At 75.2% G+C, this 19,687-nt stretch carries 16 protein-coding genes, 1 tRNA gene and 1 pseudogene; 13 read left to right on the top strand and 5 right to left on the bottom strand.

What is annotated here, in order from left to right; all coding sequences use genetic code 11:
- Nucleotides 1–24 precede the first annotated feature (24 nt).
- A complete protein-coding gene (locus ACZ4MO_RS12030; protein ID WP_175008947.1) occupies nucleotides 25–1,257 on the top strand; it encodes a hypothetical protein in 1,233 nt (410 codons plus the stop codon).
- 64 nt (nucleotides 1,258–1,321) lie between these two features.
- Nucleotides 1,322–1,394, top strand: a tRNA-Ala gene (locus tag ACZ4MO_RS12035).
- Nucleotides 1,395–1,495: 101 nt separating this feature from the next.
- Here ACZ4MO_RS12035 and ACZ4MO_RS12040 read toward each other — a convergent pair.
- Both ACZ4MO_RS12040 and ACZ4MO_RS12045 read right to left on the bottom strand, forming a co-directional pair.
- Entirely contained in the window at nucleotides 1,496–1,654 is a 159-nt protein-coding gene (locus tag ACZ4MO_RS12040; RefSeq protein ID WP_186810427.1) for a hypothetical protein, read from the bottom strand.
- Between the two features lie 256 nt (nucleotides 1,655–1,910).
- Nucleotides 1,911–2,426 carry a DUF4190 domain-containing protein gene (locus tag ACZ4MO_RS12045; protein WP_074808066.1) on the bottom strand — a complete coding sequence of 172 codons (516 nt, stop codon included), beginning with the start codon at nucleotides 2,424–2,426 and terminating at the stop codon, nucleotides 1,911–1,913.
- Between the two features lie 186 nt (nucleotides 2,427–2,612).
- On the opposite strand from ACZ4MO_RS12045, the gene ACZ4MO_RS12050 reads away from it, so the two are divergent.
- The 3 genes from ACZ4MO_RS12050 (at nucleotide 2,613) to ACZ4MO_RS12060 (ending at nucleotide 7,597) form a co-directional block, all read left to right on the top strand.
- The gene (locus tag ACZ4MO_RS12050; RefSeq protein ID WP_175008946.1) at nucleotides 2,613–4,241 is read left to right on the top strand and encodes a hypothetical protein; all 1,629 of its coding nucleotides are present in this window, start codon (nucleotides 2,613–2,615) and stop codon (nucleotides 4,239–4,241) included.
- A 106-nt stretch (nucleotides 4,242–4,347) separates the two neighbouring features.
- Nucleotides 4,348–5,832, top strand: a complete 1,485-nt coding sequence (locus ACZ4MO_RS12055; protein WP_175008945.1) for a family 20 glycosylhydrolase — start codon at nucleotides 4,348–4,350, stop codon at nucleotides 5,830–5,832.
- Between the two features lie 94 nt (nucleotides 5,833–5,926).
- The gene (locus ACZ4MO_RS12060) at nucleotides 5,927–7,597 is read left to right on the top strand and encodes a hypothetical protein (RefSeq protein ID WP_255437206.1); all 1,671 of its coding nucleotides are present in this window, start codon (nucleotides 5,927–5,929) and stop codon (nucleotides 7,595–7,597) included.
- 13 nt (nucleotides 7,598–7,610) lie between these two features.
- Here the strand turns inward: ACZ4MO_RS12060 and ACZ4MO_RS12065 are convergent, their stop codons facing one another.
- The gene (locus ACZ4MO_RS12065; RefSeq protein WP_499278967.1) at nucleotides 7,611–9,368 is read right to left on the bottom strand and encodes a dolichyl-phosphate-mannose--protein mannosyltransferase; all 1,758 of its coding nucleotides are present in this window, start codon (nucleotides 9,366–9,368) and stop codon (nucleotides 7,611–7,613) included.
- Nucleotides 9,369–9,411: 43 nt separating this feature from the next.
- Between ACZ4MO_RS12065 and rsmI the strand changes: the two genes are divergently transcribed.
- Nucleotides 9,412–10,302, top strand: a complete 891-nt coding sequence (gene rsmI, locus ACZ4MO_RS12070; protein WP_175008943.1) for a 16S rRNA (cytidine(1402)-2'-O)-methyltransferase — start codon at nucleotides 9,412–9,414, stop codon at nucleotides 10,300–10,302.
- A 48-nt stretch (nucleotides 10,303–10,350) separates the two neighbouring features.
- Here rsmI and ACZ4MO_RS12075 read toward each other — a convergent pair whose 3' ends face one another.
- Complete coding sequence (locus ACZ4MO_RS12075; protein ID WP_114553886.1) at nucleotides 10,351–10,950, bottom strand: isochorismatase family protein; 600 nt, start codon at nucleotides 10,948–10,950, stop codon at nucleotides 10,351–10,353.
- Between the two features lie 85 nt (nucleotides 10,951–11,035).
- Between ACZ4MO_RS12075 and ACZ4MO_RS12080 the strand changes: the two genes are divergently transcribed.
- Entirely contained in the window at nucleotides 11,036–11,500 is a 465-nt protein-coding gene (locus ACZ4MO_RS12080; RefSeq protein WP_114553887.1) for a winged helix DNA-binding protein, read from the top strand.
- A 126-nt stretch (nucleotides 11,501–11,626) separates the two neighbouring features.
- Nucleotides 11,627–12,811 (top strand): aminotransferase class I/II-fold pyridoxal phosphate-dependent enzyme, encoded by a 1,185-nt coding sequence (locus tag ACZ4MO_RS12085; protein ID WP_114553888.1) that lies wholly within the window; start codon nucleotides 11,627–11,629, stop codon nucleotides 12,809–12,811.
- On the opposite strand, the gene ACZ4MO_RS12090 is transcribed toward ACZ4MO_RS12085, so the two are convergent.
- Nucleotides 12,795–13,604, bottom strand: coding sequence for an SDR family oxidoreductase (locus ACZ4MO_RS12090; protein ID WP_114553889.1), 810 nt, complete (start codon nucleotides 13,602–13,604; stop codon nucleotides 12,795–12,797). The two genes, ACZ4MO_RS12085 and ACZ4MO_RS12090, sit on opposite strands and share 17 nt — an antisense overlap.
- 212 nt (nucleotides 13,605–13,816) lie before the next feature.
- Here ACZ4MO_RS12090 and ACZ4MO_RS12095 point away from each other — a divergent pair, with 212 nt between their 5' ends.
- The 5 genes and pseudogenes from ACZ4MO_RS12095 to ACZ4MO_RS12115 all read left to right on the top strand — a co-directional run bounded on the left by ACZ4MO_RS12095 (nucleotide 13,817) and on the right by ACZ4MO_RS12115 (nucleotide 19,639).
- Nucleotides 13,817–15,070 carry a PQQ-dependent sugar dehydrogenase gene (locus tag ACZ4MO_RS12095; RefSeq protein WP_255437204.1) on the top strand — a complete coding sequence of 418 codons (1,254 nt, stop codon included), beginning with the start codon at nucleotides 13,817–13,819 and terminating at the stop codon, nucleotides 15,068–15,070.
- Between the two features lie 401 nt (nucleotides 15,071–15,471).
- Nucleotides 15,472–15,774 (top strand): annotated as a pseudogene (locus ACZ4MO_RS12100) (ubiquitin-like domain-containing protein); the annotation flags it as partial.
- A 390-nt stretch (nucleotides 15,775–16,164) separates the two neighbouring features.
- Nucleotides 16,165–16,713 (top strand): aggregation-promoting factor C-terminal-like domain-containing protein, encoded by a 549-nt coding sequence (locus ACZ4MO_RS12105; RefSeq protein ID WP_499278995.1) that lies wholly within the window; start codon nucleotides 16,165–16,167, stop codon nucleotides 16,711–16,713.
- 143 nt (nucleotides 16,714–16,856) lie between these two features.
- Nucleotides 16,857–18,650: a methionine--tRNA ligase gene (metG, locus tag ACZ4MO_RS12110; RefSeq protein ID WP_175008940.1), complete on the top strand. Its 1,794-nt coding sequence runs from the start codon at nucleotides 16,857–16,859 to the stop codon at nucleotides 18,648–18,650.
- A 2-nt stretch (nucleotides 18,651–18,652) separates the two neighbouring features.
- Complete coding sequence (locus tag ACZ4MO_RS12115; RefSeq protein ID WP_175008939.1) at nucleotides 18,653–19,639, top strand: TatD family hydrolase; 987 nt, start codon at nucleotides 18,653–18,655, stop codon at nucleotides 19,637–19,639.
- The last annotated feature ends 48 nt before the right edge of the window (nucleotides 19,640–19,687 follow it).

The raw sequence follows: 19,687 nt of genomic DNA on the forward strand, positions 1-19,687 counted from the left end.
GCGGGCCTCGCCTACGGTCGTGATGTGGAATCGGCCTCGGGGATCGTCGCGCTCGCGGTGTTCCTGCTGTGGGTCGGCTTCTACGTCCCGCACCGGGTGCGTCACCGGCAGCAGCTGCTGGACGCGCGCACGGACGACCGCTTCTCCGGCTCCCTGCGCGTCCTGGCCGTCGCCGGCCCGGGCGGCGGGGGCTTCGACCGCTGGGACGCCCGGCTCGACGGCGTCACGACGGCCGCGGCGATCGCCTCCGGTCCCGCCGGTGGCGGAGGGCGCCCCCTGCTCGGGGGAACGGGAACGGGGACGCAGGGCCGGTCCGAGGACCGGACGCACGACGAGGAGGGAACGCACGCCATGGGGAGCACCGTCAGCGCGTCACCCTCGCGCGGGGCACCGCCGCGCCGTCAGCCGGCCTCCGAGCAGTCCCGCCTCGAGCTCCTCGAGCGGCGCGCCGCCGCGGCACGCCGTCGTCTCACGCTCACGGTCGTGCTGCTCCTCGCGACCGTCGGGGTGTGGGTCGTCGTCGCGCTCGGGCTCGTCCCGTGGTGGGCGGGCGTGGTCCCGACGGCGTTCCTCGGGCTGGTGCTCGTGCTCGGCCGTCGTGCGGTGCTCGCCGCGCAGCGGTCCGACGCCGCGTGGCTGGCCGAGCGTCGTGCCGCGGCCCGCGCGGCGCGCGGCGCCGTGCTCGGCGCACCGCCCGCACCCCGGGGCGCGCGGCCGCGCGTCACCGGCCGCGCCGTCCACGGGTCGCAGGTGAGCACGCAGATGATCCCGCGCGTCACGCCGCAGGACCTCGCGCGGGCCAACGCCGCGGCGTCGGCCGACGCGGGCGCGCCTGCCGCGTCGTCCCGCGAGCGGGTCACCGCGTCCGGTGCGACCGAGGGCCCGGCCTCCGAGGAGCCCGCCCCAGCGTCCGACGAGCCGACCACCGCTCGCGAGACGGCCCCGGTCGTCGAGGCCGAGGTCGTCGACGCGGAGCGCGTCCCGACGGGCCGCGCGTGGGACCCCGTGCCGGTGCCCCCGCCGACGTACACCATGAAGCCCACGGCTCCTCGCCGCGAGCCCGCCCCGCTCACGGACGACGACGTCGTCTCGCCGACGCGGTCGGCCCGCGTCGAGCCCGTGGTCGCGGCCGTCGCAGACGCTGCCCCGTCGGGCGCCCCGGCGCCCGCCGCGGGCGACGAGCGCAAGCCCTCCACGGAGACGCTCGGTCTCGACCTCAACGAGATCCTGGCGCGCCGTCGGGCGGCGGGCCAGTAGACCCCCCGGGGGCGGCCGGTTTGCGAGACCCCGCCCTCGGGGTGCTAATCTGTTCCTCGCTTGAGGGGCTATGGCGCAGTTGGTAGCGCGTCTCGTTCGCAATGAGAAGGTCGGGGGTTCGAATCCCCCTAGCTCCACCGGTGGAAGGCCGTCGGCCAGGACAAGAGTCCTGACCGGCGGCCTTCCGCATGTCGCGGAGCGCTCGTCGTCGGGCGTCCCGGCTGCTCCGCGGCGCGGCTCACGAGACCTGGACGGCACGGACGACGTCGGTGACCGCCAGCTCGTGCACGGTCGCCTGCAGCGGACGCGTGGTCGGTGCGGCGTCCAGGTCGAAGCTCGCGTCCCGGCTCGCCCCGGTCGCCGCGCGCAGCTCCCGGGGCCAGGCGTCCCACCCCACGTCGGCGATACGCGTCGGCCTCGTTCGCCCACGCGTCGTCTGCGGTCTCGCGCGATGCGCGGCAGGGGCAAGCAGCCGCACCGGGCGCCGGGGGAGGCGGGCGTCGTCGGGATGCGCGGTCGGTACGGCGCGGCGGGGCGGCGCGCCGCGGACGTCCGCCGACAGCGAGCCGGTGGCCGCCGCTGCCGCCGCGGGCACGACGAAGGCCCCCACCGAGCGGTGAGGGCCTTCGCGGAGCGGCGTCGCCGCCGGGAGGTCAGGGGCAGGTGACGGGCTCGCCACGCACCTCGACGACCGTGCCGGACGGCACGCCGGAGCAGGCGTCGAGGACCTCCTGCGTCACGGCGCCGACGGTGCTGAAGAACACGATCGAGCCGATGATCGTCAGGACGAGCACGATCGCGCCGACGATGATGCCGGCGAGCGCCAGGCCGTTCTTGTAGCCGGCCTTCTTCGACTTGTTGAAGGCCACGATGCTGAGGATCAGACCCACGATCGAGAGGCAGCCGAGGAACGACAGCACGAGGCCGACGATCCCCATCGTCTTGCCCGGGTCCTGGCCCGGGGCGGCGTACGACGGCGTGCCCGCCTGCGGGGCGCCGTACTGGGGCGCCTGCGGGGCGCCGTACTGCGGGGCCTGCGGGGCGCCGTACTGCGGGGCCTGCGGCGGCTGCTGCGGCTCGCCGGACTGCGGCGCGCCGTAGGCGGGCGGGCCGGACGGCGTCCCGCCGGGCTGCTGCGGGTTCTGGTCGGGCTGGTCGGGGGTCGACATGCGATCTCCTCGGCGTTCGGTCAGGGCCTGCCCAGTATGCCGGTCGGGGCCGCCGCGCGCCCTGTGATTCCGCGCGCGTCCGGCGACCGGCGCAGGTGGTGCGGGTCACGCGGGCCGGGTCCGACCATCACGAGTCCCTCACATCCCTCGGTCTGCGTGGCACGCGGGGTGCGCGATGATGGGGACGTGAACACTCGGAAGGTCCGATTCGTCCCTGTCGCCCTCCCCGTCGTCCTCTCGCTCGGTGCGGTCGTCGCACTGGGCGGCTGTGCCGCGGAGACCGCGAAGGCCGACGGGCCGTCCTCGGGCGAGACCGGGCTCGTCGCCCGCGCTGCGGAGCCGAGCGACGGCGTCCTCGTGCTCGGCTCGACCGAGCCGGCGGAGCTCGCGCTGACGAGCAGCCAGGCGTTCTTCACCAACGCGCCCGTCGTCGTGCTCGCCACGGCCGACGACGAGGCCGCGCGCGCGACCGCGGCCGCGGCCGCCGTCGATCTCGCCGCGCCCGTGCTCCTCGTGGGCGGCGCCATCTCGGACGGCGGGCTGCGCACCGAGCTGAGCCGGCTCGGCACGGTCGCCGTCGTCGAGGTGGGCGAGGCGGAGGCGCCTCCCGGCCAGGAGGACGCGGGCGAGGAGCCCGCGCGAGCAACCCTGGGCGACGTCGACGGCGTCGAGCGCGTCCTGCTCGAGGTCGGGGCGCTCCTGCCCGACGGGACGCTCGACGAGCGCGACCTCGACGAGGTCCGCTCCGCGCTGCCCGAGCGGGGCGAGCCGGAGACGCTGACCGAGGTCCTCGCCCTCACGGAGCCCGGGAGCCTCGCGACGCCCGGCGGGCCGCAGTCCGCGGCCATCGCGACCGCGCGCGCCGCGGGGGCCGTGCCGCTCGAGGTGCCGCAGGGCGACCCGCGGGCGTCCGCGGAGGTCGTCGACGCGATCTCGGCCGCGAAAGCGCTCGCGGTCGTCGGCATCGGCGAGGGCTTCGGCACGGCCGACGACCTCGCGTGGCGGCTGCGGTCGGCCGAGGCGGGCGACCTGCTCCCCAGCGGTTCCCAGCTCGTCCTCGCCGACGGCGTCCGGTACGTCGCGGTCGAGGCGGACGCCGTGACGTCGGGCCTCGTGGCGGTGGGGGAGCGTTCGGCGTCGGAGGCCGTCACGCGCGCGCAGGAGGCGGCGGCGGCGTACGCCGAGGCGGCCCCGGAGGACGTGGTGGTCCCGGTGCTCGAGGTGCCGGCCACGCGGGCGTCGTCGAACCCGGGCGCGGACCGCGACTACTCGACGGAGATCCCCGCCGAGGAGCTCGTGCCGCTCGTCGACACCGCGGCGGCCGCCGGGGTGCTCGTGGTGCTGCGCCTGGAGCCCGGCCGAGCGAGCTTCGACGAGCAGGTCGCCGAGTACGCGGACGTGCTCGCACGCCCGACCGTGGGCGTCGCGCTCGCGGTCGACGCGCGTCGTGCAGGGGAGGGGTCGCGCGCGGGCACGGTGGGCGCTGCGGAGCTCAGCGCCGCGATCGACGCCGTCGGGGAGGTCGTGCGCACGCAGGGCCTGCCGCAGAAGCTCGTCGTCGTGCAGCGACCCGACGCCGAGGCGGTGCTCGACGCCGCCGCGCTCGACGTGGGGGCGGGCGAGGCCGCCGTCGTGCTCCAGCCGACCTCGCAGTCGGGCTTCGGCGCCCGCGCGCGCGAGTGGGGGACGCTGCTCGACGACGTGCCGGCGGGCGTGGTGGGCGGCTGGACCACGGGTTCGGCGGACCCGGCGCGGGACGTCGAGGGCGTCCTGTCGCTCGACCCGAGCCCGCGCTACGTGGCGCCGTCGCGCTGACGGGTCCGCCCGGTCGGGCACTTGGTCGGTCCCGCGCAGGCGGGTTAGGGTGTGGCGCTCGCAAAAGCCGAATCGATTCGACCAGACCCAGACGACGAGGTACCTGATGGTCTCGATCATCCCCCAGCCCCTGCACGTCGAGCCCGGCGAGGGCCACGTGCCCGCCGGCGCCCTGGAGGTCCACGCGGTCGGGCTCGACGGCGCCGCCCCGTGGCTCGCCGACCTCGCCGCGGGCCTCCTCTCCGGCCTCGACGGCGTCACCGCGACCCACGACGACCCCGCCGCCGGCCCGTCCGCCGCTGACGGAGGGCGCACCGCGCTCGTGCTGCGCGTCGACGGGTCGGCCGGTCCGCAGGGCTCCACGAGCCCCGAGCGCTACAGCCTCGTCGTCGACGCCGGCGGGGTGACCGCCACGGCGCCCGGACCGGCGGGGCTCTTCCACGCGGTGCAGACGCTGCGCCAGCTCGTCGTCCCGGCGGGCGACGGCGCGCCCGCGCGGGTGCCGTACGTCGTCGTGCACGACGCGCCGCGCTACCCCTGGCGCGGCCTCTCCGTGGACGTGGCGCGCACGTTCTTCGGGCTGGACGCGCTGCGGGCCGTGGTCGACGTCGTGGCGGCGTACAAGCTCAACGTGCTGCACCTGCACCTCACGGACGACCAGGGCTGGCGCATCGAGTCGCCGTCGCGGCCCGAGCTCGCCAAGCTGTCCTCGGGCGGCGACACGTCCGGGGGGACGGGCGGCCACCTCTCGCTCGCCGACTTCCGCGCCCTGCAGGACCACGCCGCCGAGCGCTTCGTGCGTGTCGTGCCGGAGATCGACGTGCCGGGCCACATCAACGCGGCGACCCACGTGTACGGCGACCTCATGCCCGACGGCGTCCCCACGGACGCCTACTCCGGCATCGAGGTGGGCTTCTCGCGCCTGACGTTCGACCTCCCGGCCACCGAGCCCTTCCTGCGCGACGTCTTCACGGACCTCGCGCACGCGACCGACGGCGAGCACGTGCACCTCGGCGGTGACGAGGTGCTGAAGATGGAGCCCGCCGAGTACGCGCGGTTCGTCGAGCTGTGCGAGCGGCTGATCCTCGAGGCGGGCAGGAAGCCCGTCGCGTGGCAGGAGGCGGCGAAGGCGCCGCTGCGTCCGGGCACGCTCGTGCAGTACTGGGACACCCACCCCATGGACCTCACGTACCTCGTCGACGCCGCGACGGCGGGAGCGCGCGTCATCATGTCGCCCGCGAACCGCGTCTACCTGGACATGAAGTACACGGCCGACTTCCCGCTCGGCCAGGACTGGGCGGGGCTCGTCGAGGTGCGCGACGCGTACGACTGGGAGCCCGAGCAGGCGGTCCCGGGGATGCCGGCCGACGCGATCGAGGGCGTGGAGGCCGCGGTCTGGACGGAGCGCATCCCCACGCTCGACGCGCTGTTCACGATGCTCCTGCCGCGCCTGACCGCCGTCGCGGAGGTCGCGTGGACGGCCCCCGACCGCAAGGACTGGGACGACTACCGCCGCCGCGTCGCGCGCGAGGCGCACGCGTGGCGACGCACCGGCACCGCGTTCCACCCCTCGGAGCAGGTCGACTGGTGACGCAGGCGGGCGACGCCCGCGGGGTGGCGGACGTCACCGGGGAAAACCCCGCCAGCGGTCGCGAGGCGGGTGACCGCTGACGGACCATCGATCGATGGCCTTCGTGACCCTGTCCGCCTCCCGCCACGACGACCCGACCGGATCTCCCTCCTCCACCGCGCGTCCCGGTACCCGCACGGGCCGGCGCGGCGCCCGCCGTCGTGCGGTCGCGCTCGCCGCCACGCTCACCCTGGCGACCGCGCTCGCCGCGTGCACGGGCGGGGACCCGGACCCCGCCGCGAGCACCGCGGCACCTGCCGTCGAGGCCGACGGCGCGCGCGCCGCGGCGCCCGAGGGCGTCGTCACCCTCGCCGAGGAGGACCCCGCCGCGCTCGCCCTCGCGGCGAGCCGCACGTTCTTCACGACCGCGCCGGTCGCGGTCGTCGTGCCGGCCGACGTCGCCGAGGACGCCGTCGCGGTCGGCGTCGCCGGGGCGCTGGCCGAGCGGGTCGTCGCCCCGGTCCTCGTCGCCGGGGACGACGCGGCGCTCGCCGACGAGCTGGCGCGTCTCGACGCCGCCGCGGCGGTCGTCGTCGCGCCGGAGGGGACGAGCGTCCCCGGTCTCGGCGACGTCACCGCAGTGCACGTCGACCCGGCGGCCGTCGCGCCGGACGGGGCCGTCGACGAGGAGTCGCTCGCGGGCGCCGCCGACCTCGCGGTCCAGGACGTGCCGGCGACGGGCACCGCCGAGACGTCGACCGGCGTCCTCGCGCTCACGGACCCCGCGACCGGGAGCGCGGCCCGACCGGCGGCCGCGACAGCCCGCGCGTCGGGCGCGACGGTGGTCGACGCCCCCGGCGGCGACCCCCGCACCACGTCCGAGGCCGTCCAGGCGGTCGCCGCGGCCGGGGCGACGGCGACCGTCGGCCTCGGGGCGTCGTTCGGCAGCCCGGACGACCTCGCGTGGCGCGTCGAGGCGGCCGCGACGGGCACGGAGCTGCCCGGCGGCGGGCAGCTCGCCCTGCCCGGCAAGCGCTACGTGGCGCTCTACGGGTCGCCGGGGGCACCGGTGCTCGGCGTGCTCGGCGAGCAGGACGTCGCCGCGACGATCGCTCGCGCCCAGGAGCACGCCGCCTGGTACCAGGGGTTCACGGACGAGCCCGTGGTCCCGACGCTCGAGATCATCACGACGGTCGCCTCCGGCTCCGCGGGCTCCGACGGCAACTACTCCAACGAGCGTGCCGCCGACCTCGCGCGCCCCTACGTGGACGCCGCGCGCGAGGCGGGGGTGTACGTCGTGCTGGACTTCCAGCCGGGCCGCACCGACTTCCTCACGCAGGTGCGCGCGTACGAAGACCTCGTGGCGCAGCCGCACGTCGGCGTCGCGCTCGACCCGGAGTGGCGCCTCGGCCCCGACCAGGTGCACCTCGCCCAGATCGGCTCCGTCGGGGTGGACGAGGTCAACGCCGTCGGCGACTACCTCGCGGGCCTCGTGCGCGAGCGCGACCTCCCGCAGAAGGTCTTCCTGCTGCACCAGTTCCGGACGTCGATGATCACCGACCGCGCGCGCCTCGACACCGCGCACCCCGAGCTCGCGACCGTCGTCCACGCCGACGGCCAGGGCGGCCAGGAGGCGAAGGCCGCCACGTGGTCCACGCTGCACCGGGACGCTCCGGCGGGGCTGTTCTGGGGCTGGAAGAACTTCTACGACGAGGACGCGCCCATGCTCACGCCCGAGCAGACGTGGGGGATCAGCCCGACCCCGGACTTCGTCAGCTACCAGTGAGGCCGGCAGCGCGTCAGATCCACGTGGGCAGCCACATGTGCATGCGCCAGAACCAGTACGGCACCTGCCACGCCGTCCAGATCGGGTAGAAGAACACGCTCACGGCGCCGATCGTCGTGAGGAGCACCGTGATCCCGACGCGCACGCGGGCCCGGGCGACGGCCCGGCCCTCCGTGCGCTCGAGCGCGAGCGTGATCGCGTAGACGAGCGTGAGCACGACCCACGGCAGGAACACGATCGAGTAGAACGTGAAGATCGTCCGCTCGGCGTAGAGGAACCACGGCGCCCAGCCGGCGACGAGCCCGCTGAGCACGGCGAGCGCGCGCCAGTCCTTGAGCCGGACGAGCGCGTAGAGCGCGACGAGGATCGCGAGCGCCGCCGTCCACCACAGGACGGGGTTGCCGAGCGACGTGATCGCCCGCGCGCACCGCTCGACCTCGCAGCCCGCCTCGCCGGCCTCGTACGAGCGCCAGTAGAAGGACGTGGGCCGCCACTGGAGGATCCAGCCGAGCGGGTGCGCCTCGTACGTGTGCTCGGACGTGAGCCCCGTGTGGAAGTCCCACATCTTCAGGTGGTACTCCCACAGCGAGCGCAGCGCCGGGGGCAGCCATCCGACGCCCTCCCCGGGGTGGTCGACGGCCCACTGGCGCATGTACGCGCCGGGGGACCGGAACCACGACGTCCACGTCGCGACGTACGTGAGCGCGGCGGTGGGGAGCATGACGAGCGCGGCCGGGATCGCGTCGCGCACGAGCGCGTCCTCCCACCAGCGCCCGACGCCCGCGGTGCGCCGCGCCGTCGCGTCCCAGAGCACGGAGACGACCGCGAGCACCGCGAGGAAGTACAGGCCGGACCACTTGACCCCGCACGCGAGCCCGAGCGCGACGGCCGCGGCGAACCGCCACCACCGCCACCCGAGCCCCGGGCCGTAGCGGCCGATGCGCCCGCCCGCGTCGAGGATCGCCGCGCAGCGCTCGGCGAGGCGTCGCCTCGCCTGCTCGCGGTCGAGCAGGAGGCAGCCGAACGCGACGAGCACCCAGAGCATGAGCATGTTGTCGAGCAGGCCGGTGCGGGAGTGGACGATCGCCTCGCCGTCCACGGCCATGAGCGCACCCGCGACGATGCCCATCGCCGTCGAGGCGAACAGCCGGCGCGCGATGCGCGCGACGAGCACGACGGCGACCACCCCGACGACGGCGGACGCGATCCGCCACGACCACGGGTTCTCGGCCCCGCCGAGCGCCTTCATGCCGAGCGCGATCATCCACTTGCCGAGCGGCGGGTGGACCACGTAGTCGGCCGTGGGCAGGAACGAGTTCACGTCCCCGGCCTCGAACGCCGGGTTCGGCTCCTCGGGCCAGTCGGCCTCGTACCCGACCTGGAGCAGCGTCCACGCGTGCTTGACGTAGTACGTCTCGTCGAACACGAGGGTGCCGGGCCGGCCGAGGTTCCACAGCCGCAGCACCGCCGCGACGACGGCGACGATCGCGACCCCGAGCCACCCCCACAGCCGGTCGTGCGCGGTCGCGCCGAGCGCGAGCCGTCGTGGGCCGAGCAGCGCGAGGAGGAGCCGCTCGCGGTGGCTCTGCGTGGGGCCGTCGTCCGTCGTCACGGCCGACGGCGGAGCACCGTCGTGACCCGCGGGGTGCTCGTCGACCGGCAGGTCGGGCACCGGCCGAAGCTCGGCGTCGTCGCCCGTGCCGGGCGGCGCGTCGGTGGCGTCGGCCGGGGGACGAGGGCCGGGGGTCGCGTCGGCGGGCGGCTGGGACACGCTGGCCATCGTAGGGCCGCGCACGTGTGCAACCCTGGGAGCCATGTCCTCCTCGACCGACGTGCCCGGCCCCGACGCGCCCACGACCCGGCGGGAGGCCGGGCAACTCGTCCTCGGCGGCACGCCCATCGGGAACGCGGAGGACGCGAGCCCGCGCCTGCGCCGTCTGCTCGCGGAGGCCGACGTCGTCGCGGCGGAGGACACGCGCCGCCTGCACGCGCTCGCGGGTCGCCTCGGCGTCCAGGTGGGCGGGCGGGTCGTGAGCTTCCACGAGCACAACGAGGCGGAGCGCGCCGACGACCTGCTCGACGTCGTCGACGGCGGCGGCACGGTGCTCGTCGTGTCGGACGCGGGGATGCCGAGCGTGTCCGACCCGGGCTTCCGCGTCGTGGGCCGCGCGGTCGAGCGCGGTCTCCCCGTGACGACGGCGCCCGGCCCGAGCGCGGTCCTCACCGCTCTCGCGCTCTCGGGGCTCCCGACGGACCGGTTCTGCTTCGAGGGCTTCCTGCCCCGCAAGGCGGGGGACCGGTCACGCGCGCTCGCGGCGCTCGTCGACGAGCCGCGCACGCTCGTGTTCTTCGAGGCGCCGCACCGCGTCGCGGAGACGCTCGTCGCGATGGCCGACGCGTTCGGCCCGGACCGGCCGGCCGCCGTCGCGCGCGAGCTGACCAAGACGTACGAGGAGGTGCTGCGCGGTCCGCTCGCCGAGCTCGCGGAGCACGCGGGGCAGGAGCAGCTGCGCGGGGAGATCTGCGTGGTGGTCGGCGGGGCGCCGCCGCGCGGGCCCGTGCCGCTCGCGGAGCTCGTCCCCGCCGTCCTGGCGCGTGTCGACGGCGGGGAGCGGCTCAAGGACGTGGTCGCGGACGTCGCCCAGGGCGCCGGGGTGCCCAAGCGCGACCTGTACGCCGCGGCGCTCGACGCACGCCGCGGGTGAGCACGGGCCGGGCGCCCCGCAGGGTGGCCGGGCCCGCGCCCGCGGTGCTCAGCGCCCGACGGCGTCGCTCGGCACGAGCGCGACGCCCGCCGCGGCGAGCTCCTCGCGCGCGGCGGCACCGAGCTCGGGCGTGACCGGCACGGTGAGGTCGGTGAGGACCCGCGTCGCGAGGCCGAGCGCGTGCGCGTCGAGCGCGGTCGCCCGCACGCAGTGGGACTCGGCGATGCCGACGACGTCGACAGCCTCGATCCCGGCGTCGCGCAGCAGGTCCGCGAGCGGGCGGCCCGCGACGTCGACGCCCTCGAAGCCCGAGTAGGCGGCCTGGTACTCGCCCTTCTTCACCCCGGCGTCGGGCGCCAGGTCGGCGAGCGCCGGGTGCAGCTCGGCGTTCGGGGTGCCCGCGATCCCGTGCGGCGGCCAGGTGTCGACGAAGTCCGGGTCGGGGCTCCAGTGCTGGCCCGGGTCGACGTGCCAGTCCTGGGTGGTCACGACGAGGTCGTACGCGTCGCGGTGGTCGCGCGCGTGCTCGGCGATGCGCTCGGCGACGGCGTTCCCGCCCTCGACGCCCAGCTCGCCGCCCTCGCAGAACGTGGGCTGGACGTCGACGACGATCAGCGCGCGGCGCGGCGCGGGGGTGCTCTCGGTCATGCGCCCACTCTGCCACCCCCGGCGGGCACCGGGGGAGCGCGGGTGCGAGAGTGGGGCCAGCCGTGATCCGACCGGGAGGCAGCCCATGACCGAGGACCAGACACCGCCCACGACCCCCTCCGGCGCGGACGCCGGACGCCCCATCGGGTACTGGCTCAAGCTCGTGGACCGGCTCATCGACGAGAACCTCGACGGCGTCTTCCAGCACTCGGGCCTCACGCGCCGGCACTGGCAGGTGCTCAACACCATCCGCGACGGCGTGAGCGAGGAGACGAGCGTCGACGGCGTGCTGTCACCCTTCACGGGTGCCGCGGCGGGCGGCGCGAGCGCCGTGACGGCGGAGATCGACGACCTCGTGCGCCGCGGCTGGGTCGCGCGCGGCGACCAGGGGCTGTCCGTGACGGTCGCGGGCAACCACGCGTACCACGACCTGCTCGACGCGGTGTCGGTCGCGCGCGAGCGCGTCGCGCAGGGCGTGAGCCGCGAGGAGTACGCGCGGACGGTCGCGACGCTCGAGCGCATGGCGCGCAACCTCGGCTGGTCGGGCTGACCCGCGGCCGGTGAGCCGGTCGCGAGACGCGGTGTCGCGCCGTCGGGCGGCAGGCGTACCCTGCGAGACCCGCGACCCGTGCGCACCCCCGCGCCCGGGAGCGCCGCACAGAGCTGGAGCACTGCGATGGAGTTCCGCCGGATCCCCGGTCTGCCGCCCTACGTCTTCACGATCATCGACGGGCTCAAGATCGAGGCACGCCGAGCGGGGCGCGACGTCGTGGACCTCGGCTTCGGCAACCCGGACCTGCCGAGCCCGCAGGTCGCGGTCGACAAGCTCGCCGAGGCCGCGCAGAACTCGCGCAACCACCGATACTCCGCGTCGCGCGGCATCCCGAAGCTCCGCGAGGCCGTCGCCGGGCTGTACCAGCGCCGGTTCGGCGTGAGCCTCGACCCGGACACGGAGATCATCTCGACCATCGGCGCCAAGGAGGGCTTCAGCCACCTCATGTGGGTGCTGCTGCAGCCGGGCGACGTCGCGCTCGTCCCCACCCCGAGCTACCCGATCCACATCTGGGGCCCCTACTTCGCGGGCGCCGACGCGCGCCAGGTCCCCATCGGCGACGGGACCGACGCCGCGGGGTACATCGACCGCATCATCGAGGCGTGGGAGCTCGGCTGGCCCAAGCCGCGCGTCGTCGTGCTGTCGTTCCCGCACAACCCGACGACCACCGTCGCGACCAAGGAAGACCTCCAGCGCCTCGTCGACTGGGCGCGGGACAAGGACGTCGTGCTCGTGCACGACCTCGCGTACGCCGACATGACGTTCGACGGGTTCGAGCCGCCGTCGATCATGGAGTGCGAGGGCGCGCGCGAGGTCGCGGTCGAGCTGTACTCGATGACGAAGTCGTTCTCCATGGCGGGCTGGCGCGTCGCGTTCCTCGTGGGGCGCCGGGACGTCGTCGGGGCGCTCGCGAAGCTCAAGAGCTACCTCGACTACGGCACGTTCCAGCCCATCCAGATCGCCGCGACCGTCACGCTCAACGAGGCGACGGAGTTCCCCCGGGAGATCTCGTCCGTCTACGAGTCGCGACGCGACGCCCTGCACGACGGCCTGCAGCGCATCGGCTGGGACATCCACAAGCCCGGCGGCACGATGTTCGCGTGGGCCCGCATCCCCGAGCCGTACCGCGACATGGGCTCGATCGAGTTCGCGACGCACCTCGTCGAGGAGTGCGACGTCGCGGTGTCCCCGGGCGTCGGGTTCGGCCCCGGCGGCGACGAGTTCGTGCGGTTCGCGCTCATCGAGAACGAGCACCGCATCGGTCAGGCCGTCCGGGGCCTGCGCCGCGGGCTCACGCGACTGGGCTAGGGACCGTCCCCGTCCACACGTCGTCGCCGCGCAGCACGGCGTCGGCGCCGCCGTCGTCGTAGATCGTCTGCCCGGTGACGTGCGTGTTCGCGACGTCGGTCAGCCACAGCAGGAGCGACGCGACCGACTCGGGCGACTGGTGCCCGTTGAGGGGCATCGGCACCGCGGCGTCGACCATGGCGACCGACTCCGGGGTCGACAGGAGCTGGGCCGTCATGGGCGTGAGCACGGTCCCGGGGGCGACGGCGTTGAGCGGGACGCCCCGCCCGGCCCACGCCGGCGTCACGCACTCGCGCCGCACCCAGCGCGACAGCGCGCGCTTGGACGACGGGTAGGCGAGGTACCCGACCTGCGGGCCCTGCTCGGCGAGCGTGCCCGCGACGCGCAGGGCCTCCTCCTCGTCGTCCGCGAGGCACGCGTCCACGATCGCCTCGGACACGGGCTGGAGCGTCGCCATCGACGACACGACGGCGACGCGCGGCGCCTGCGAGCGCTCGAGCGCGGGCAGGAGTCCCGTGAGGAACCGGGTGACGCCGAAGAAGTTCACCGCGACCGTCGTCGGCACGGGTGCGGAGATCCCGGCGCACGCGACGACGGCGTCGACCGTGCCGTCCGTGGCGGCGAGCACCTCCTCGACCGCACGCTCGCGACCCTCGTCGGTGCTGAGGTCCGCCTGGACCTCGGCGTCGCGCAGGTCCACGCCGACGACCCGGTCGCCCCGCTCGCGCAGCAACCCGGCCACGCAGGCCCCCACGCCCGATGCCGATCCCGTCACCACGTACGTCCGCGACATGTGCACACGCCTCCTCGCCCACGTCCCCGGATCTCGGGGACACCTCCAGCATGCCTGGTCGTCCGGCCCCCGACGGCCGCCGAAGGACCGGTGGCGCGGGCCGAAGGTCCGTCGCCCCTGCCGATCGTCGCCCGGCACGACCCGCCGCTGCGGGTGACGATGGGCGGGTGCGACGCCACCACAGGACCCGGGCCTCAGGTCGAGGTCCCGCCGTGCGCGCGCGGACCGGCGTGCCCGTGCTCGCCGTCGGGCTCGCCGTCGTGCTCGGCGCGGGCGCGTGCTCGGACGGGGCGCCCGACGACGCGCCCGCCCCTGCGCCGTCGGCCACGACCGTCCCGTCCCCGCCCGCCGACCCGGTCGCGCCCGACGCGTCCGCCCTGTCACCGGAGGCCGCCTCCGACGGCCTGGTCGTGGTGCCCGAGGTGCGCGTCGACGTGGTCGAGGTCGCGACCGGGCTCCCGGCGCCGTGGGGGCTCGCGGCGCTCGCGGACGGCACGCTGCTCGTCTCGCTGCGCGACGAGCGCCGGCTGGTCGTCGTCGACCCGGCGACGGGCGCCGTCGAACCGGTGACCGGGCCAGGAGCGGACGACCTGCGCGACGGCACGGTCGCGCGCGGCGAGTCGGGGCTCCTCGGCGTCGCGGTGGGCCCGGTGGGCGGGGTCGCGGCGGGGGAGGTGTTCGCGTACCGGACCGCGCCGGACGGCAACGAGGTGCTGCGCGGGACGCTCGCGGGGCGTGAGCTCTCCGCCCTGACCACGGTCGTCGAGGGCGTGCCCGCGGCGTCCACGCACGACGGCGGACGGCTCGCGTTCGGTCCCGACGGCCAGCTCTACGTCACGACGGGGGACGCGCAGCAGCGCGGCGCGGCGCAGGACCCGGGCGCGCTCGCGGGCAAGATCCTGCGCGTCACGGTGGACGGCGACCCCGCGCCCGGCAACCCGGACCCGGCCTCGCCCGTGTGGAGCCTCGGGCACCGCAACGTCCAGGGGATCGCGTGGGACGTGACGGGCCGGATGCTCGCGTCCGAGTTCGGCCAGGACACGTTCGACGAGCTCAACGTCGTCGTGCCCGGCGGGAACTACGGCTGGCCCGACGTCGAGGGCACGGGCGGGGCGGCGGCCGGGTTCGTCGACCCGGTGGCGACGTGGCCGACGTCGGACGCCTCGCCGAGCGGGCTCGCGGTGACCCGCGAGGGCGCGTACCTCGCCGGGCTGCGCGGGGAGCGCCTGTGGCGCGTGCCGTTCACGTCGCCCGACGGCGGCACCGACGCCGCCGCCTTCGGCGCGCCGCAGGCGGTGCTCACGGACCGCGGCCGGCTGCGCGCGGTCCTCGTCGACCCGGCGACGCCGCCCGGTGCCGACGGGAGCGCGGTGCTCTACGTGCTGACGGGCAGCACGGACGGTCGGGGGGACCCGCGCGACGGGGACGACCGGCTCCTGCGCGTCACGGTGACGCCGACGAGGTGAGCACCGGGACCGCCCGGCGCCCGGCCGCGAGATCGGCCCGGGCGTCCGGGATCGACCTCCTGAGGGCCGATCGGGAGACCGCAGGGCCGATGTCGGGGACGCGCGGGGTGACCAGGCGGTTTGGTGTGCGATAACGAATCGGTTACGGTCGAGTGTCTCGCGTAGCCGCTCACCGGGGACAGGTGTATTGGCCGGCCGTGGGACGCGGCCTCTCCCGGGCGCCCAGGGCGCCGAGGGCCGCAGGACGCCGGATCGGCCGGTCGAGCCGGGTGCGCCCGCCACGCTGCGGAGCACCCCGGAGGCGCGTGCGCGCCGTCGACCCCCGTGCCCGGGAGCCCCCGACGACTTGGACCACTGTGCACAACCCCTTCCGTTCCCGCGCGCCCGAGACGGCCGACGTCATGGCGCACACCCCCGAGACCACCCCGGAGGCGGTGCCGACCGCCGAGAGCCCCGAGAACCCCACCCGTCGGTCCGCCCGCGCGGCCCGGAGCCTCCGGTCGACGCGCCGGCGGCGCTGGTCGATCGTCACGGCGGCCACCGCCGTCGCGCTCGTCGGCTCCGGTGCCGTCGCCTACGGCGAGGCCAGCAAGACCGTGACGATCGACGTCGACGGCGAGACGACCACCGTCAGCACGCTCGCCGGCTCCGTCGGCGGCGCGCTCGACGCCGCCGGGGTCGAGGTCGGCGCGCGCGACCAGGTCGCGCCCGACCCCGGCTCCGCGCTCAGCGACGGCGACGACGTCGTGGTGCGCCTCGGCAAGAAGGTCACCGTCCAGACCGACGGCGCGCAGTCCGACGTCTGGCTCACCGCGCTCGACGCCGACGAGGCGCTCGACACCCTCGCGGAGCGCGGCGGCGACGTCCGCCTCGTCGCGTCGCGGTCCGGCGAGCGCGCGTCGCTCGACCTGCGCCTCGACACCGACGGGCCGGTGAACGTGGTCGCCGACGGGCAGACGAAGGTCGCGCCCGACGGCAGCATCGGCATCCCCGCGATCCTCGACCAGCAGGGCATCGAGCTCAGCGAGCTGGACCGCGTGAGCGTCCAGCGCGTCGAGGCGCCCGAGCCGGGCGCACCGGCGGTGTCGCTCGTCGTGCAGCGCGTCGTCGTCGAGCAGCAGCAGACGACGACCCCCGTGCCGCACGGGACCGTGCAGCAGCCCGACGACGCCAGGTACACCGACGAGTCGGCCGTCACCCAGGCGGGCGCCGACGGCGTCACCACGACGACGTTCGAGGTCACCCTCGTGGACGGCGTCGAGGAGTCGCGCGAGCAGCTCTCGCAAGAGGTGACGACCGCTCCCGTGGACGAGGTCGTCGCGACCGGCACGAAGGAGCGCCCGAAGGACCCGCGCTCCATCGGGCAGGCCATGGCCGCCGAGCGCGGGTGGACCGGCTCGCAGTGGACGTGCCTCGAGAGCCTGTGGACCAAGGAGTCCAACTGGAACCCGACGGCGGACAACCCGACGTCGAGCGCCTACGGCATCCCGCAGTCGCTGCCCGGCTCGAAGATGGCGAGCAAGGGCGCCGACTGGGCCACCAACCCCGCGACCCAGATCGCCTGGGGCCTCGACTACATCGCCGGCTCCTACGGCTCGCCGTGCGGCGCGTGGTCGCACTCGCAGGCCGTCAACTGGTACTGAGCACGCGCTTTCTCTCCGCCGAGCACGGGGTCGCCGACGTTCTGGAGCTGAGAACGTCGGCAACCCCGTTCTCGGCGTCGCTCGAACTCCGGGGGGCGGACGACGCCGCGGAGCGCGGCGCGGCCCGACTAGGATCGGGCACCATGACCCACATCCTCTCGGCCGTGGCGTGGCCGTATGCCAACGGGCCGCGCCACATCGGCCACGTCGCAGGTTTCGGTGTCCCGTCGGACGTCTTCAGCCGGCACATGCGGATGGCGGGTCACGACGTCCTCATGGTCTCGGGCACCGACGAGCACGGCACGCCGATCCTCGTCCAGGCCGACAAGGAGGGCGTGAGCCCGCAGGAGCTCGCGGACCGGTACAACCGGGTCATCGTCGAGGACCTGCACCAGCTCGGCCTGTCGTACGACCTGTTCACGCGGACCACGACGCGCAACCACTACGCCGTCGTGCAGGAGATGTTCCGCACGGTCCACAAGAACGGGTACATGGTCGAGCAGACGACCATGGGCGCGATCTCGCCGTCGACGGGCCGCACGCTGCCCGACCGCTACATCGAGGGCACGTGCCCCATCTGCGGCTACGACGGCGCGCGCGGCGACCAGTGCGACAACTGCGGCAACCAGCTCGACGCGATCGACCTCATCAACCCGCACAGCCGCATCAACGGCGAGACGCCGAAGTTCGTCGAGTCGAACCACTTCTTCCTCGACCTGCCCGCGTTCGTCGACGCGCTGGGGGACTGGCTGCGCACGCGCACCGCGTGGCGCCCGAACGTCCTGAAGTTCTCGCTCAACCTGCTCGACGACGTGCGCCCGCGCGCCATGACGCGCGACATCGACTGGGGCATCCCGGTCCCCCTGCCCGGGTGGGAGGAGAACTCGAGCAAGCGCCTGTACGTGTGGTTCGACGCGGTGATCGGGTACCTCTCGGCGTCGATCGAGTGGGCGCGGCGCAGCGGCGACCCGGACGCGTGGCGCGCGTTCTGGAACGACCCGGAGGCGCGGTCGTACTACTTCATGGGCAAGGACAACATCACGTTCCACTCCCAGATCTGGCCGGCCGAGCTGCTCGGCTACGACGGCCGGGGGAGCAAGGGCGGCGCCCCGGGCCCGTACGGGAACCTCCAGCTCCCGACCGAGGTCGTGTCGAGCGAGTTCCTCAACGTCGAGGGCCAGAAGTTCTCGTCGTCGCGCGGCGTCGTCATCTACGTGCGCGACATGCTGGCCCGCTACCAGCCGGACGCGTTCCGGTACTACGTGGCGTCGGCCGGGCCGGAGACGCAGGACGTCGACTTCACGTGGGCGGACTTCCAGCGCCGCACGAACGACGAGCTCGTGGCCGGCTGGGGCAACCTCGTGAACCGCACGGCGAACCTCGTGCACAAGAACTTCGGGGCGATCCCGGAGCCGGGGCAGCGCCAGCCGATCGACGAGGGCGTCCTCGCGACGACGACGACCGCGTTCGGGCGCGTGGGCGAGCTCATCGCGACGCACCGTCAGCGCGCGGCTGTCGCCGAGGCCATGAAGACGGTCGGCGAGGTGAACAAGTACGTGTCGGACACCGAGCCGTGGAAGCTCAAGACCGACCCGGACCGGCTCGCGACCGTGCTGCACACCGTGACCCAGGCCGTGAGCGACCTCAACACGATCCTGTCCCCGTTCCTGCCGCACTCGGCGCAGCAGGTGCACGAGGCGTTCGGCGGCACGGGCACGTTCGCCGCCCAGCCGCGCATCGACGAGGTGACCGACCTCGACGACGACTCGCGCCACTACCCGGTCATCACGGGCGACTACCGCGCCGAGGGCCTGGCGACGTGGGAGCCGAAGGCCGTCGTGCCCGGCACCCCGGTCGGCAAGCCGACGCCGGTGTTCACCAAGCTCGACGACTCGATCGTCGAGGAGGAGCTCGACCGCCTGCGCGAGAACGCCTGACGGTGGCCAAGCAGCGCGAGCGCGGCTGGCCGCCGGACCCGGAGCCGCTGCCGGTCCCGGTGGTGGACAACCACACGCACCTCGACTCGATCGCCCACGTCCTCCCCGAGGGCACCCCTGCCCCGACCGTCGCGGACCACCTGGCCCGGGCGGCGGCCGTCGGCGTGGACCGGCTCGTGCAGGTCGGCTGCGACCTGCCGGCGGCGCGGTGGACCGACGCCCTCCTGAGGGAACCGGCGTCTGCCGAGCATGGGGTTGCTGCCCGCCCGGCGGCCGTGACGGGCGACAACCCCGTGCTCGGCCCCGGGGTGGGGAAGGTGCTCGGGGCCGTGGCGATCCATCCGAACGAGGCCGTGCTGCACGGTGGGGTGCGGGAGGTCGGCCCGGACGGGCTCGAGCCCGACCCGCGGCCGCACCACGACGTGCCGCTCGACGTCGCGGTCGCGGAGATCGCGGCGATCGCCCGCGCGAACGACCGCGTGCGCGCGATCGGCGAGACCGGGATGGACCTGTTCCGGACCGGCCCCCGGGGGGAGGCCGTCCAGCGCGAGGCGTTCCGCGCGCACGTCGCGCTCGCGAAGGAGCTCGGCCTCGCGCTCCAGATCCACGACCGCGACGCCCACGCGCAGGTGCTCGACGTCCTGGCGCGCGACGGCGCCCCGGAGCGGACGGTCTTCCACTGCTACTCGGGAGACGCCGCGATGGCCCGGTTCTGCGCGGAGCAGGGCTGGTACCTGTCCTTCGCGGGTCCGGTGACGTTCCGCGCGAACGACGAGCTGCGGGCGGCGCTGCGCGCCGTCCCGCTCGCGCAGGTCCTCGTCGAGACGGACGCCCCGTACCTCACGCCGCACCCGTACCGCGGGCGTCCCAACGCTCCGTACGTCCTGCCGACGACGGTCCGTACCGTCGCCGAGGTCGTGGACCGACCGCTCGCGGACGTGTGCGAGCGCCTGGCCGCGACCTCCGTCGCGGTCTACGGACCCTGGTGACGACGACGCGTCCGGGCGGGCGGACCGCGTCCGGTGCGCGAGGGCTGC

The sequence above is a fragment of the Sphaerisporangium cinnabarinum genome (genome assembly GCF_055567015.1).

Bases quoted from the DNA above. Each gene is read 5' to 3' on its own strand.
- ACZ4MO_RS12075 (WP_114553886.1), bottom strand. From the start codon at position 10,950: ATGACCGAGAGCACCCCCGCGCCGCGCCGCGCGCTGATCGTCGTCGAC.
- ACZ4MO_RS12090 (WP_114553889.1), bottom strand. From the start codon at position 13,604: ATGTCGCGGACGTACGTGGTGACGGGATCGGCATCGGGCGTGGGGGCC.
- ACZ4MO_RS12055 (WP_175008945.1), top strand. From the start codon at position 4,348: ATGGTCTCGATCATCCCCCAGCCCCTGCACGTCGAGCCCGGCGAGGGC.
- rsmI (WP_175008943.1), top strand. From the start codon at position 9,412: ATGTCCTCCTCGACCGACGTGCCCGGCCCCGACGCGCCCACGACCCGG.
- ACZ4MO_RS12045 (WP_074808066.1), bottom strand. From the start codon at position 2,426: ATGTCGACCCCCGACCAGCCCGACCAGAACCCGCAGCAGCCCGGCGGG.
- ACZ4MO_RS12080 (WP_114553887.1), top strand. From the start codon at position 11,036: ATGACCGAGGACCAGACACCGCCCACGACCCCCTCCGGCGCGGACGCC.
- ACZ4MO_RS12085 (WP_114553888.1), top strand. From the start codon at position 11,627: ATGGAGTTCCGCCGGATCCCCGGTCTGCCGCCCTACGTCTTCACGATC.
- ACZ4MO_RS12060 (WP_255437206.1), top strand. From the start codon at position 5,927: ATGGCCTTCGTGACCCTGTCCGCCTCCCGCCACGACGACCCGACCGGA.
- metG (WP_175008940.1), top strand. From the start codon at position 16,857: ATGACCCACATCCTCTCGGCCGTGGCGTGGCCGTATGCCAACGGGCCG.